Consider the following 13,661-nt stretch of genomic DNA (forward strand, 5'->3'; position numbering starts at 1 on the left):
AATAATAGAAATGAGAACTATCTGTCTTTATTTTGAAATACATCAAATCATTCATCTGAAACGTTACCGTTTCTTTGATATAGGTACCGATCATTATTACTACGATGATTATGCCAATGAAACCAGTATCAATGATGTAGCCGAACGCTCTTATATCCCGGCATTGAACACCTTGATTGAAATGGTGAAGAATTCCGGAGGTGCGTTTAAAGTGGCTTTCTCCATCTCGGGGGTTGCGCTGGAGCAGTTGGAAATATATGCACCGGCTGTCATCGACTTGTTGCACCAGCTGAATGATACCGGTTGCTGTGAGTTCCTTGCCGAGCCTTATTCCCATGGCCTTTCTTCTCTGGCCAACGAGGATTGCTTCAAGGAAGAGGTGATGCGTCAGAGCGCTAAGATGAAGCAAATGTTCGGTAAGGCGCCGAAGGTGTTCCGTAATTCCAGCCTGATTTATAATGATGAGATTGGTGCGATGGTGGCAGCTTTGGGATTCAAGGGTATGCTGACGGAAGGAGCCAAGCATGTTCTGGGTTGGAAGAGTCCGCACTATGTATACCATTGCTCTATGAATCCTAACTTGAAGTTACTGTTGCGTGATTTTAAGCTGTCTGACGACATCAGCCTGCGCTTCTCCAACTCCGAGTGGAACGAGTATCCTTTGTTTGCCGACAAGTACATCAACTGGATTGACGCTCTGCCGCAGGAAGAGCAGGTCATCAATGTCTTTATGGAACTCTCTGCTCTGGGTATGGCACAGCCGTTGTCTTCCAATATTCTGGAATTCCTGAAGGCTCTTCCATACTGTGCCAAGGAAAAGGGGATTACTTTCTCCACACCGACGGAAATCGTTACCAAACTGAAATCTGTTTCCCAGTTGGATGTTCCATACCCGATGTCTTGGGTGGACGAAGAAAGAGATACCAGCTGTTGGCTGGGTAATGTGATGCAGCGTGAAGCATTCAACAAGCTGTATAGTGTTGCCGAACGTGTCCATCTCTGTGATGACCGCCGTATCAAGCAAGACTGGGATTATCTGCAGGCAAGTAACAACTTCCGTTTCATGACTACCAAGCAAAGCGGTGTCGGTTTGAACCGTGGCATTTATGAATCTCCTTTTGATGCTTTTACCAATTATATGAATATTCTTGGTGACTTTATCAAACGTGTCGATTCTCTCTATCCGGTGGATATAGATAATGAAGAGCTGAATGCATTGCTGACCACTATCCAGAACCAAGGTGCCGAGATAGAGGAACTGCATAAGGAATTGGAGAAAGCACAGGCCAAGTTAGAGAAGATAAAGGCTGCAGAAAAGAAAGAGAGCAAGGCTACAGCTAAATCTGCCGCAGAAAAACCGGCAAAGACCAAGGCTCCTGCCAAAAAGCCTGCCGCAAAGAAAACAACTAAAAAGGCTGCTGAATAATATCGGCAGCTTGTCCCATCAATCAAAAAAGCCTTCCGCTCAACAATGAGTGGAAGGCTTTTTTATGGAATATCTGTCAGTTACTTGTTGAAACTGGTGTATGTAACTTCTATTTTCAGCGGAGATTCCACTTCACCTTTTGCATTCTCTTTCGGGCCGCCTTTTAGTTTGGCATATCCCGGCTTAAGGTCGTTTTGGATACCGGTCATGGTTTTGTTACCGCTACTACTTGTACTGTTGTCATAGGTAATGGAAACCGGAATCAGCAATACCTTATCCCAGTCTTCATTTTCTTTGTTCCAAGTTTTCTCCCACTCTGTCTCATTCCAAGAACTGCCGGCTTTGTCTTTGGCGGCTTTCTTGGCAGCTTGTTTTTCGTTGATGCAAGTGGTAACCAAACGGGCTATGTTGCTGAATACATATTGATTAGTAGCAAATGCATTGTGGGTGGTTGTAAATGAGGTAATATTATCCCTGACTTTGTTCTCTTCAAAGAAGCTCTTCAAGTCCTGTTTACGTATCAACAGCACGTCATTGGGAGCACTCATGCTATATTCGTAGTCACTGTTTATATTGTAATTCGTGAAAGTCAGCTTCACGGCATTCAGGGTGTCATTGGTCAGTTTGTTGTATATTGAATCGTATGGCATGATAGCTTCGGTGAAGATACCGGCAGGAGATTTGATATAAGTGTGTTGGGGTTCGGCAGCCTTTTCCTTTATCAAATCAGAATTCATGAACTGGTTTGCCTGGATAACCTCTTTGGTAGAGGCAAATACAGTCTGCATGCTATAGAACAAAGAGTCTGTACCATCTTTTTTCTTCAGTGCTACACCGGTAGTATCATTTACGTGGTGGAAACGGAATTGCATATTTAAAGCCACATAATCCACATAGAGGATGGTTCCATCTCCGTAATCGCTCTTTACATATACTCCTTTGAAAATCTTGTCTATGAAAGTTGCGGCGTCTTTAAAGTATTCGGGATGCTCGCGATAAACCTTCAATATTCTGTCTTCGCCGAAAGTTTTCTTGTCCAATGGGAACGTCACATTGGGATAGAAAGTGTAATAACCGTTATTGTCTTTTTCAAATCTCACAGAGTCCGGAACAGACGTATCGAAAGCTGAATAAGCCTTACGTCCGAGCAGGGACTTGGGGTCGTACTTGTTGTAGTACTCTTCCGGATTGATATTGGTATAGCGATTTTTGTCCAGCTTCTTGTCCAATTCATAGATACTCATCCGGCATGCATTCAGGGAGTCGCCGAACCAACTGGAATAATAGACTGCAAGTTGCACTGAAACTACCGAGTCGGCAGTCATTGTACCAGTTGCCTTGATTGGATTTCCTTCACTGTCCCGTTCGGTCACTTTATACACTTCCGGAAGGGAGAAGTTTTCCGTACAGTTCAGCTCCGTAAGGAAACTTGTTTCGTAATAACCGAATTCCGGGTCGGAAAACTTGCCTATATAGCCGGTACTCGTTTTGGCAAATACAGAATCAACGGCAAATGAACGTGTTGTTACATTAAAAGTAGTAGTATGCGCTGACATGCCGTCAGAATCGGGCAACATACCCAGACCTAATGTTCCGGTGTTGTCATCGCATCCAAAGAAAGTCAGGACTGCCAAAAGCAATGTTCCCAGGTATCTTACTTTCATAGTTTTAACTGTCTAAATCGATTTTATTTTTGTTCTGTTTCCCATACCTTGTCGTAGAAGTCATTGCAGGCTTCAGCAAAGTTCTCGGGAGATTGATATTCCAATACCGGTTTTCCGGATTCGCGGGCATAGTTCAGTACTTCCTCATTGACGTGTTCGCTTTGCTGGATAATGCCGTCGGAGAAGTCAGCAGCCAGTTTGCAAAGTGCTGTGTAGTCAATGGGTTCCTTCAATCCTGCAATATCTTTCTTGGCGATGCCTTTCAACAATAGCTTGTTAGAGAAGTCTGCGTGGAAAGGTTGTTTGAAGTCATCTTCATAAAGGGAAAATATGACCTTGGCATCTCTGAAGGAAGGTTCGTCTTTATAGACTTTTTTGATGTACAGAGGCGCTAAAGCGGTCATCCAGCCGTGGCAGTGGATGATGTCGGGACACCAACGCAGTTTCTTCACCGTTTCCAGTACGCCGCGGGCATAGAAGATGGCACGGGCATCATTGTCTTCATACTCTTCACCATTTTCGTCTGTTACCTGCAAGCGGTTCTGGAAGTAGTCATCGTTGTCGATGAAGTATACTTGCATACGTGCAGACTGGATAGAGGCAACCTTGATGATGAGCGGGTGATCGGTATCGTCAATGATGAGGTTCATGCCGGAGAGTCGTATCACCTCATGCAGCTGGTTTCTGCGTTCGTTGATATTTCCCCATTTGGGCATAAACGTTCTGATTTCTCTGCCTTTTTCTTGAATAGCCTGAGGTAGGTTTCTGCCTACGAGGGACATTTCGGATTCTGAAACGTAAGGGGTAATTTCTTGGGTTATAAATAAAACCTTGTTCGCCTTTGTCATAATAACAATGTTCTCAATTATTCTGCAAAGATATAAAAAAAATCGGGCAATAAAGCAAACGGAGCCCGTCTATAATTCCTTATGAATTGTTAACTGCTTGTTATTCAGTGAGACAGCTGCTTCTGGAATTGCCGGAAAGTGTACTGAGTTTTGCATTAATTTGCGATATTTCTTCTTTATATGCTAAATAATGGTTTATTTTGCACCGCTTTTGCGAACAACCAAGTTATTATATAACCAATTAAAATGGAAATAGTACATACTATCAAGGACTTGCAGGCCGGACTTTCGGCTTTGAGAGCCCAAGGAAAGAAGGTAGGTCTGGTGCCAACGATGGGTGCCTTGCATGCCGGTCATGCCTCATTGGTGAAACGTTGTGTGGCAGAAAACGACGCTGCCGTAGTAAGCGTTTTTGTAAATCCGACCCAGTTTAATGACAAGAATGATTTAGTGAAATATCCCCGTACGCCGGAGGCTGATTGCCGTTTGCTGGAGGAGTGTGGAGCGGCATTTGTCTTTGCACCTTCAGTGGAAGAGATGTATCCGGAACCGGATACCCGCCGTTTCAGCTATGCGCCGCTGGACACAGTGATGGAAGGGGCATTCCGTCCGGAACATTTTAACGGTGTCTGCCAGATTGTGAGCAAACTGTTTGATGCTGTGCAGCCGGATCGTGCCTACTTCGGCGAGAAAGATTTCCAGCAGCTGGCAATTATTCGCGAGATGGTCTGCCAGATGAAGTATCCTTTGGAAATTGTAGGGTGTCCGATTGTGCGTGAGGAAGACGGGTTGGCTCTGAGCAGTCGCAATGCCCGTTTATCTGCCGAAGAACGTAAAAATGCACTGAAAATTTCGCAGACTTTATTTGAAAGTCGTACCTTTGGAGCTTCACATACGGTAGCTGAGACACAGAAGTTTGTGGAAGACACCATCGCAGCCGCCCCCGGATTGCGTTTGGAATACTTTGAGCTGGTGGATGGCAATACCTTACAGAAGATTACCGATTGGGAGGAAACTTCTTATGCTGTGGGTTGCATCACAGTATTCTGTGGGGAAGTTCGTCTGATTGATAATATCAAGTACAAAGAGCCTGCTGCCTTGTAATTTATAATTAGTAATTCGTAATTTATAAAGATATGATGATTGAAGTGTTGAAGTCGAAAATCCATTGTGCCCGCGTCACGGAAGCGAACCTGAACTATATGGGAAGCATTACGATTGATGAAGATTTGATGGATGCCGCCAACATGATTGCCGGCGAGAAGGTGTATATAGCCGACAATAATAACGGTGAACGTTTTGAAACCTACATTATTAAAGGCGAGCGTGGCTCTGGCAAAATTTGCCTGAACGGTGCGGCAGCCCGCAAGGTGCAACCTGATGACATCGTTATTATCATGTCCTACGCGCTGATGGACTTTGAAGAAGCCAAGTCGTTCAAGCCGACGGTGATTTTCCCCGACCCGGCAACGAACAAGGTGGTGAAGTAGTCTCCATATTGAAATATGGAAATAAAGCCCTGTTTGCAATTTATTTGTAAACGGGGCTTTGTTTTACTTCTGATTCTTCTCCGCAGGGTTCGTATGAGAATGAGGAGCCGATTTAATCTTGTCGAGTAAATACAGAATCTCAGTTTGGACATCGAAATTATATCTTTGGTAATCCTGATAGGTGGGCATCAAGTCTGGATAAAGTGTGTGGGCACACCGGTCTTTGCCCGGAAAGCATATTTGTATGGAGTTGGAGATAGAGCCTTGCATACCGGTATAGGGTAGCCGGAATAAGGTTTGTTCCATGTAGGTATTGGGGGCTTGTCCGCTGGGTATTCCTACAAGGGTAGCACCCATTTTCCACAGATAGAAAGTGTAGTGGAAAGCTGCACTGAAGGTACGTTCGTTGGTAATGACGTAAATGTGTTCCGGAGTATAGAGCGCCTTTCCTTGTTGCTTTCTCAGTTCTTCCGGCACACTGGATATACAGTTCTTGATGAAGTCGGTCCGTCGCTGTTCTATGTTTGTGGTGTCTGCTTCGTCCGTACTAAAAGTGTAGTCACCGTAGGCATAGTCTGTTCCGTATGCTTGGTTGAAATCCTGTAAGTTTGTCTGTAGTTTTTGCATGTAGAGGGGAGAGATGATACGATAGAATTCTATATCCATATCCGTTTGCAGGAAGTGGTCGCCGAACAGTTGGTAAAGTGTGGGTAGGACAATTGGAGTCCAGCCACCGCTATTGTTGCGCAAATCTATGATGAGGGTGGAGGAGGCTTCCTTCTTCATCTCTTTCAGCATATGGGCGAAAACTTCGGAAAGGGACGGGAGTTGCCGAATGGCTAGCAGGGTATCGGCGGGCATCTCTTGTTTCAGGATATCCCGATAATAGAATCCTATTTGCCGGTATAAATCTTTCAGCCCTTGTTTTTGCATATACTCAAAATTATCCCGTGCCATGATACTGTTGATATTGATGAGCATTATTTGCTTGTCGTTGTCTATGAACTGATAGGCCAGTTGTTTGTCTGTATAAGCTTTCCAACTGTTATTGTGTTGCATGGGTGTGTTTTGCACTTCCTGCCTTGACAATAAGGGAAGGGTTAATCCTCTTGATTTGCCGTCGGGAGTAAGAAGTGAGAGGTGAAGGTTGTCTTTCATTTCAGGGAAAAGCTGTCTCAAGAAATGTTCCGTAGGCATGGACCTGCATAGATTGGCATAACGGTCATATAGGTTTTCACTGGCTTGGATAGCGGCAGTGCGGGCCAGTACCTCTTCTAAAGAATCTCCGTTGATGGTTGTGATACGGCTACCTAACAAGTCTTTGTACGTTTCAGGGATTCCTTGAAGTATAATGCCGTCGGGGATGGTGCGTACTTCCAGTGCCAGGTAACGCTGATTTGCTTGTTGATTGGCTGTGGGAGGTAAAAGGTAGGTATGTCCGTCTTGCAGATTGGATAGGAAAATGCTTACCTTGTCAAAAAAGGTCTGTTTCGTACCGGGAGTCCGGCGTAACTCGTTCTCCAGATGGAAAGCTTGTTCGTAGAAGAATACTTTTCCTCCGAAGCCGCTGTAAGGGTCGGGATGGGTTGCTGCCAGTTCTTTTACCAGATACCGAAAGTCTGAGGCAAGGGAATCCCCGTTTAGGGGCTCTTGGGCGCTTGCCAATAGGGAAGCCAGACAGGGAAGGAGGGATAGATAAATACGTTTCATATTCTTGAAATATTTAAATTGTATGCTAGAAGGGGAAAGTAGAGGGAGAGGTTGTAGTAGAATAAAAAAGGTGGAGTTCGTATGTCTCCACCTTTCATGACAGATTCTTATTTTTTTAGCTGCTCATTCATCGCTGCTGCTGCCTTTCGTCCGTCTCCCATGGCAAGGATTACGGTGGCACCTCCGCGGACAATGTCGCCTCCGGCAAAGATGGTCGGGATGGACGACTGCATGTTATCATTGACGGCAATCGTTCCCTTCCGGCCCAATTCCAATCCCTTGATGGAGCTTGGGACAATCGGGTTGGGAGATACACCTACGCTGACGATGGCAAGGTCGATGTCGATGGTTCCCGTGGCTCCGGGGATGGGTACGGGACTGCGGCGTCCGCTGGCATCCGGTTCACCCAGTTCCATTTTCTGAAGCACCACTTGTTTCACTTTTCCTTGTTCGTCGGCAATGTATTCGATTGGGTTGTGGAGGGTCAGGAATTCTACACCTTCTTCCTTGGCATGTTTCACCTCCTCGATACGTGCCGGCATTTCTTCTTCCGAACGACGGTAGATAATCATGGCACGCTCTGCACCGAGACGGCGTGCGGTACGTACGGAGTCCATAGCTGTATTTCCACCACCTATCACGGCTACGCATTTGCCGAAAGGAACCGGAGTATCGGAGTCTTCACTGGCGGCATCCATCAGATTGACACGGGTCAGGTATTCATTGGACGAGAGGATATTGATGGAGTTCTCGCCGGGGATGTTCATAAAGTTGGGCAGTCCTGCACCGGAAGCTACGAATATGCCTTTGAAGCCTTCCTCTTCCAGTTGTTCCACGCTGAGCGTCTTGCCGATGATACAGTCCTTGACGAATTCTACTCCCATTTTGGCAAGGTTGTCAATTTCCACATCCACCACTTTGTTGGGCAGGCGGAACTCAGGAATGCCATATTTCAATACACCACCAATCTCGTGCAGTGCTTCGAAAACAGTCACGTCATAGCCATACTTCGCCATATCTCCGGCAAATGACAGACCGGCGGGACCCGAACCGATGACAGCTACTTTGATACCGTTCTTTTCCTTGATTTCAGGTATGGAGATTTGTCCGCTCTCCCGTTCGTAGTCAGCGGCAAAACGTTCCAGATAGCCGATGGCTACCGGCTTTTCGTTCATTTTCAGATGGATACATTTGGATTCGCACTGTTTCTCCTGCGGGCAGACGCGACCGCAGACGGCAGGCAGTGCACTGGTTTCTTTCAGTGTCTTGGCTGCTTCGAGGAATTCACCGCGCTCAATGTTCTTGATGAAGCGGGGGATGTCGATACCTACCGGACAACCTTCCGTACATCCGGGGTTGGCGCAGTCCAAGCAACGTTTGGCCTCTGTCAGCGCTTGTTCTTTCGTTAACCCTTGGTTGACTTCCTCCTTGCGGCTGTGCGAGCGGTATTCTGCATCGAGCTCGTTCATCTCCACGCGTGGAATGGCAGTCCGTTCTTTGGCTTTCATGGATTTGCGTAACTCCTGGCGCCATGCAGCATTACGGCTTTTCTCATCTTCCATGTTTTCACCGGTAGCTTGGCAGGTCTGAGGTTCTTCCAGCTTGTGCATCTCCTCGCGTTCGATGTTTTTAAAAGCGCCCATACGCTTCAGCATCTCGTCGAAGTCCACTTGATGTCCGTCGAACTCAGGGCCGTCCACACATACAAATTTGGTCTTTCCTCCGATGGTGATTCGGCAGGCGCCACACATGCCGGTACCGTCAACCATAATCGTATTCAGGGATACATCCGTGGGGATTTCGTATTTCTTTGTCAGCAAACAAACAAATTTCATCATGATGGCGGGGCCGATGGCGAAACACTTGTTCACCTTCTCGCGCTTGATGACTTCTTCTACGCCTTCCGTCACCAGACCTTTTCGTCCGTAGGAACCGTCGTCGGTCATGATAATGACTTCGTCGGAGCTTTCGCGCATCTCCTTTTCAAGGATGATCAGTTCTTTGGTACGTCCTGCCAGTACGGTGATGACGCGGTTGCCGGCAGCTTTCAGCGCTTGCACGATAGGGAGCATGGGAGCTACGCCTACACCACCTCCGGCACAGACCACAGTACCGAAGTTGTCAATGTGCGTAGCTTGTCCCAACGGGCCGACAACATCCGTAATATAATCGCCTTCGTTCAGTTCGCAAAGACGGGTAGAGGAGAGCCCGACTTCCTGAACCACCAGTGTGATGGTTCCCTTTACCGGGTCGGCTTCCGCAATGGTAAGCGGCATACGTTCGCCTTTTTCGCCCACACGTACAATGACAAAGTGCCCTGCCTTACGTGATTTGGCAATCAATGGTGCTTCAATGACTAACTTAAAGACCTTTTCAGAAAAGTGTTCTTTGCTAATGATTTTATTCATTATCTAATAATTTTGTTGGTGTAATTACGCAATTACTGTCAGATTGATAGATTTTGCAAAGATAGGGGTTATTTGGTAATATCAAAAGAAGAATAGGGTAAAACTGCATGTTGTCACTGGATAACATTCCTTTGTCACTATAATTTGTTCACTTTCTACAGCCTGCCTACTTTTGAAATAAAAAATGAGGAAGAGTATGTATCGAAATGTTTTTTTAGGGGCAATTTTATTGAGTATGCCTTTGGTGGTTTGGTCGCAGCAGGATACGATTGCCGACCAGCGTTTGGAAGAAATTATGGTAACTGCTAAACTCCCGTTGGTAGAAATATCTGCCGGTAAAACAAGTTACCGGATGGATGCGTCAGTCACTCAAAGTACGGGAAGTCTTTATGATGTTCTTGCTTCCCTGCCGGGAGTCGTGATAGATTCCAATGGTAATATCTTGCTGAACGGACAAAGCGGTGCGACGATTCTGATGGATGGCAAGCCTACTTATCTTTCGGGAGATGAATTGATGAGTCTGTTGAAATCTACTCCTGCAACTAATGCTGATAAGATAGACTTGATAACCCAGCCTTCCGCACGCCACGATGCGGCGGGAAGCTCCGGGTTGATTGATATCCGTACAAGAAAAATCAGACTGCGCGGTGTGAATCTGGCCTTGAACGGCAATGGCAGTCTTGGACGGACGGGTAGCGGTTATGGAGGTGCCTCCATGAATATCCGGGAGAATAAGTTCAATCTTTATTTGAACTATTCGTATTATCAGGGGAAGGATGTCATAGACTTGTTTATCGACCGTGCGTTCGAACGGGATGGAGGAAGGATGATGCAGGACTCTTACCGGAAGCGTAGGAATTATTCGCACTATTTTCGTACCGGATGTGATTATTATCTCAATGAGCGGACAGTTTGGGGAGTCTCATTGGGTGGAAACTTTTCCCGGCAAAGGGAAAATGCAGGCATGTTTACGGAAATCCGAGAAACCGGAGTTGCGGGAAATACTTACAGCCATGCGGAGCAAAACCGGAATAATGTTTCTGCCGGAACCAGTATGGTGCACAAGCTGAAAAGAGAAGGGGGAGAACTCAGCGCTTCTTTTGATTATTTCCATTACTACCGTGTTGGAAACCAGTTGATGGATAGTTTTAAGCCCGATACATTGAAAGGGGATATGAAGGGAAATACCGACTTATATGTCGGACAGATAGATGCGGTTTATCCATTGAGTGAGGTTTGGAAGTTACAGGCCGGAGTCAAAACCTCATTTGTTACGATAGACAATACGGCAGGTTATATGCGTCCGTCGGTTTCCGGCTGGCTGCCGGACGGGGCACTTGGTTCCCGATTCGTATATGATGAGAATATCAATGCCTCTTATCTACAAGTCGGCTATGAGAAAGACCGCTTGAAAATCTCAGCGGGTCTAAGGTTGGAACATACCCATGTACACGGGGATTTTGGAGGAAATACACAACAGAAAGACTCTTCGTTTACAACGAATTACTTCCATTTGTTTCCTACTATTGCTTTGCAATACGGTTTGACTTCGGAACATCTGTTTCAGCTTTCGTATGGCAGGCGTATTACCCGCCCCAATTATGGTGATTTGAATCCTTTTACCTATATATTTGATGACTATACCCATGAAGGGGGAAATACGAAGCTGCATCCTTCTTTCTCTGATAATATAGAGTTGGGGTATGTGTATCGTGACTGGTTTCAGACAGTGCTCTTTTTCTCGCATACAGATGATGCTATCATGAAGAGCTATCGCGAACAGGAGGGGCGGCGTATCTATGTAATGCCCCAGAATCTGTCTTCCTATGTACAGACGGGTATGCGTGTACATGCCGCCAACCTCTCACCTGTTTCTTTTTGGAAGGTGAATCTGACCGCTATCGGTATTTATAATAATTATGGTTGGACGGAGCAAGGGCAGAAAATGAAAAACCGTATGTTTACCCCGATATTCGGCTGCATGAACCAGTTTGCTTTCACTTCCGTATGGTCGGCCGAACTTTCGGCAAATTATAATGGACGAATGGCCTACGGACAAGCCACAGTACATCCGGCGCTGGAAGTGAATGTCGGCATCCAAAAGAAGATGTTCCGTAACAGATGCACCGTTACCTTGTTTGCCAAGGATGTATTCAACACCAATTATCAAAAAGTAGATATTCAATCTCCCGGTGTGCAGGCGTTTGTTGACGAACGGCACAACAAACGTGTGCTGGGTATTGCTTTCTCTTGGCGTTTTCAAAAAGGCAGCGATACAAAAGAAAGCAGAAGGAAAAAAGAAATAGATGAAACAAAAAGAGTAAATTTGTAACTACTATGGGCAGACTGTGGAACAAATGGCTGATGCCGGCATTATTTGCCGTGATTCTTTTTCTATGTATTCGTGTGGCGAATGATATTCCGAAACATGAATACTATTGGGAAAGTAATGAGTGGAATTTCATGTTGAAGGATATGCTTGTGGTACTCTTCATGTCTTACCCTATCTTTTTTCTATTGAAGTATTGGCTTTGTTTGTGCCGGAAGCGGAAGTTGGTGTGGTGGCAGGAATACGGGGTGGTTGTCCTGACAGCTCCCGTCTGGTGTCTTCTGACGATGTGGGTTATCCGCTTTTTGATGGGGGTAAGTCTTGATTTATACGATGTGCCTATTCCCGCCATAGTCAGTATGTTGCTTGGCGGCTTCTTCTATATATTCTTGCGTAATCAGATGATACAGAAGGAAAACGAAGCTCAACGCCTGCAATTGGAGAAGATAAAAAATGACCAGCTCCAGACAGAGCTGAAATTCCTTAAAGCACAATATCATCCACACTTTCTTTTTAATGTACTCAATACGGTTTATTTTCAGATAGATGAGAATAATGAGGCTCCACGGCATACTCTTGAGCAATTGTCCGATTTGCTTCGTTACCAATTATACAATGACGGGGAGAAAGTGCAAGTTCGTGTGGAAGTGGAATATCTGAAACAATACATCAGCCTATGTAAACTTCGTGCTACGAAGCGGCTGCAGTTGCAGGTGCATTTCGATGAAATGGAGGCGCAGGTTGAGATTTATCCATTGTTGTTTGTACCGTTGGTGGAGAATGCTTTCAAATATGTGGGAGGGAACTATTTTATAGCTATGGATATGTGTCTGAAAGAAGGCAAGTTGTGTTTTAGTATTGAAAATTCTATACCGGAACCATTAGTGCACCAGAAAGGAAAACATGGAATCGGCATAGAAAATCTGAGGCGCAGGCTGGAGCTGCTATATCCGGAGCGTCATACGCTGGACATAAATAGAGGAGATACTTTGTTTAGAGTAAAACTTGTGATAGAATTATAGGATGAAACAGGTAAAATGTGTAATAACCGATGACGAGCCTACTGCATGTGAAGGATTGCAACGCTATGTGGAAAAGGTGGATTTCCTTTCTTTAATGGGTGTATGTGAAGATACTATGCAGTTGAACACTCTTTTGCAGACTGAGCAGCCGGACTTGTTGTTTCTGGATATTGAAATGCCTTATCTTTCGGGGCTTGAACTCTTGGCATCTCTTGCCCATCCGCCTCATGTGATTATCACTTCCGCTTATGAGCAGTATGCATTGAAAGGTTATGAACTTGATGTTACGGACTATCTGTTGAAACCGATTTCGTTTGACCGGTTCCTGAAAGCGGTGAATAAAGTACATGGTCTTTTGCAGCAGGAGAAATGGCCGGATGAAGCTAATAATTTTATATTTGTCCGTTCAGACCGTCAGATGCATAAGGTGTTGTTTAAGGATATTCTGGTGGTGGAGGGGCTGGAAAATTACGTCTGTATTTATACGGAAAGCACAAAGCTGCTTGTACGTTCTACCATGAAGCGTATGATAGAGGCTCTTCCTGGTGGAGTATTTCAGCAAGTCCATAAATCATATCTGATAAATTTGGAAAAGATTGAGATGATAGATGGCAATCGGATTATAGTTGGGAGGCATACTGTTCCGGTGGCACGTAATTTCCGCGAGGAGGTGTTTGCACGTATTTTGAAGAATACTTTGTAGTTGCGCAGGAGAAGCTTGTCATGATAAAACTCCGGGCACGAATTACATGGATTTCACGTTT

The 13,661-nt window shown here is 45.4% G+C and carries 10 protein-coding genes; 6 read left to right on the forward strand and 4 right to left on the reverse strand.

The annotated features are described in order from the left end of the window. Positions 1 to 10 precede the first annotated feature (10 nt). Positions 11 to 1,426 carry a glycoside hydrolase family 57 protein gene (locus DXD78_RS11895; RefSeq protein WP_005823576.1) on the forward strand — a complete coding sequence of 472 codons (1,416 nt, stop codon included), beginning with the start codon at positions 11 to 13 and terminating at the stop codon, positions 1,424 to 1,426. Between the two features lie 80 nt (positions 1,427 to 1,506). Here the strand turns inward: DXD78_RS11895 and DXD78_RS11900 are convergent, their stop codons facing one another. Continuing rightward, positions 1,507 to 3,090, reverse strand: a complete 1,584-nt coding sequence (locus tag DXD78_RS11900) for a DUF4270 domain-containing protein (RefSeq protein ID WP_005835469.1) — start codon at positions 3,088 to 3,090, stop codon at positions 1,507 to 1,509. A gap of 23 nt (positions 3,091 to 3,113) precedes the next feature. Next, positions 3,114 to 3,938: a glycogen/starch synthase gene (locus DXD78_RS11905; protein ID WP_009037059.1), complete on the reverse strand. Its 825-nt coding sequence runs from the start codon at positions 3,936 to 3,938 to the stop codon at positions 3,114 to 3,116. Positions 3,939 to 4,184: 246 nt separating this feature from the next. Here DXD78_RS11905 and panC point away from each other — a divergent pair, with 246 nt between their 5' ends. After that, positions 4,185 to 5,042, forward strand: a complete 858-nt coding sequence (gene panC, locus DXD78_RS11910) for a pantoate--beta-alanine ligase (RefSeq protein ID WP_009037058.1) — start codon at positions 4,185 to 4,187, stop codon at positions 5,040 to 5,042. A 32-nt stretch (positions 5,043 to 5,074) separates the two neighbouring features. Further along, positions 5,075 to 5,428 carry an aspartate 1-decarboxylase gene (gene panD / locus DXD78_RS11915; protein ID WP_005823568.1) on the forward strand — a complete coding sequence of 118 codons (354 nt, stop codon included), beginning with the start codon at positions 5,075 to 5,077 and terminating at the stop codon, positions 5,426 to 5,428. Between the two features lie 63 nt (positions 5,429 to 5,491). Here panD and DXD78_RS11920 read toward each other — a convergent pair whose 3' ends face one another. Then, positions 5,492 to 7,138 (reverse strand): S41 family peptidase, encoded by a 1,647-nt coding sequence (locus DXD78_RS11920; RefSeq protein WP_009037057.1) that lies wholly within the window; start codon positions 7,136 to 7,138, stop codon positions 5,492 to 5,494. A gap of 107 nt (positions 7,139 to 7,245) precedes the next feature. After that, entirely contained in the window at positions 7,246 to 9,546 is a 2,301-nt protein-coding gene (locus DXD78_RS11925) for a bifunctional dihydroorotate dehydrogenase B NAD binding subunit/NADPH-dependent glutamate synthase (protein WP_009037056.1), read from the reverse strand. Positions 9,547 to 9,742: 196 nt separating this feature from the next. Between DXD78_RS11925 and DXD78_RS11930 the strand changes: the two genes are divergently transcribed. From DXD78_RS11930 to DXD78_RS11940, 3 genes are read left to right on the forward strand one after another with little or no spacing between them, the layout of a single operon-like run. Further along, positions 9,743 to 11,878: a TonB-dependent receptor domain-containing protein gene (locus DXD78_RS11930; RefSeq protein WP_034528795.1), complete on the forward strand. Its 2,136-nt coding sequence runs from the start codon at positions 9,743 to 9,745 to the stop codon at positions 11,876 to 11,878. Positions 11,879 to 11,883: 5 nt separating this feature from the next. Continuing rightward, complete coding sequence (locus DXD78_RS11935; protein ID WP_009037054.1) at positions 11,884 to 12,897, forward strand: sensor histidine kinase; 1,014 nt, start codon at positions 11,884 to 11,886, stop codon at positions 12,895 to 12,897. A 1-nt stretch (position 12,898) separates the two neighbouring features. Beyond that, entirely contained in the window at positions 12,899 to 13,600 is a 702-nt protein-coding gene (locus DXD78_RS11940) for a LytTR family DNA-binding domain-containing protein (RefSeq protein ID WP_005828898.1), read from the forward strand. Positions 13,601 to 13,661: the final 61 nt, after the last annotated feature.

Origin of the sequence: Bacteroides sp. D20 (genome assembly GCF_003436255.1) — a bacterium.
In the GTDB taxonomy this organism is placed as follows: Bacteria; Bacteroidota; Bacteroidia; order Bacteroidales; family Bacteroidaceae; genus Bacteroides; species Bacteroides uniformis.

Bases quoted from the DNA above. Each gene is read 5' to 3' on its own strand.
- DXD78_RS11895 (WP_005823576.1), top strand. From the start codon at position 11: ATGAGAACTATCTGTCTTTATTTTGAAATACATCAAATCATTCATCTG.
- DXD78_RS11900 (WP_005835469.1), bottom strand. From the start codon at position 3,090: ATGAAAGTAAGATACCTGGGAACATTGCTTTTGGCAGTCCTGACTTTC.
- DXD78_RS11905 (WP_009037059.1), bottom strand. From the start codon at position 3,938: ATGACAAAGGCGAACAAGGTTTTATTTATAACCCAAGAAATTACCCCT.
- panC (WP_009037058.1), top strand. From the start codon at position 4,185: ATGGAAATAGTACATACTATCAAGGACTTGCAGGCCGGACTTTCGGCT.
- panD (WP_005823568.1), top strand. From the start codon at position 5,075: ATGATGATTGAAGTGTTGAAGTCGAAAATCCATTGTGCCCGCGTCACG.
- DXD78_RS11920 (WP_009037057.1), bottom strand. From the start codon at position 7,138: ATGAAACGTATTTATCTATCCCTCCTTCCCTGTCTGGCTTCCCTATTG.
- DXD78_RS11925 (WP_009037056.1), bottom strand. From the start codon at position 9,546: ATGAATAAAATCATTAGCAAAGAACACTTTTCTGAAAAGGTCTTTAAG.
- DXD78_RS11930 (WP_034528795.1), top strand. From the start codon at position 9,743: ATGTATCGAAATGTTTTTTTAGGGGCAATTTTATTGAGTATGCCTTTG.
- DXD78_RS11935 (WP_009037054.1), top strand. From the start codon at position 11,884: ATGGGCAGACTGTGGAACAAATGGCTGATGCCGGCATTATTTGCCGTG.
- DXD78_RS11940 (WP_005828898.1), top strand. From the start codon at position 12,899: ATGAAACAGGTAAAATGTGTAATAACCGATGACGAGCCTACTGCATGT.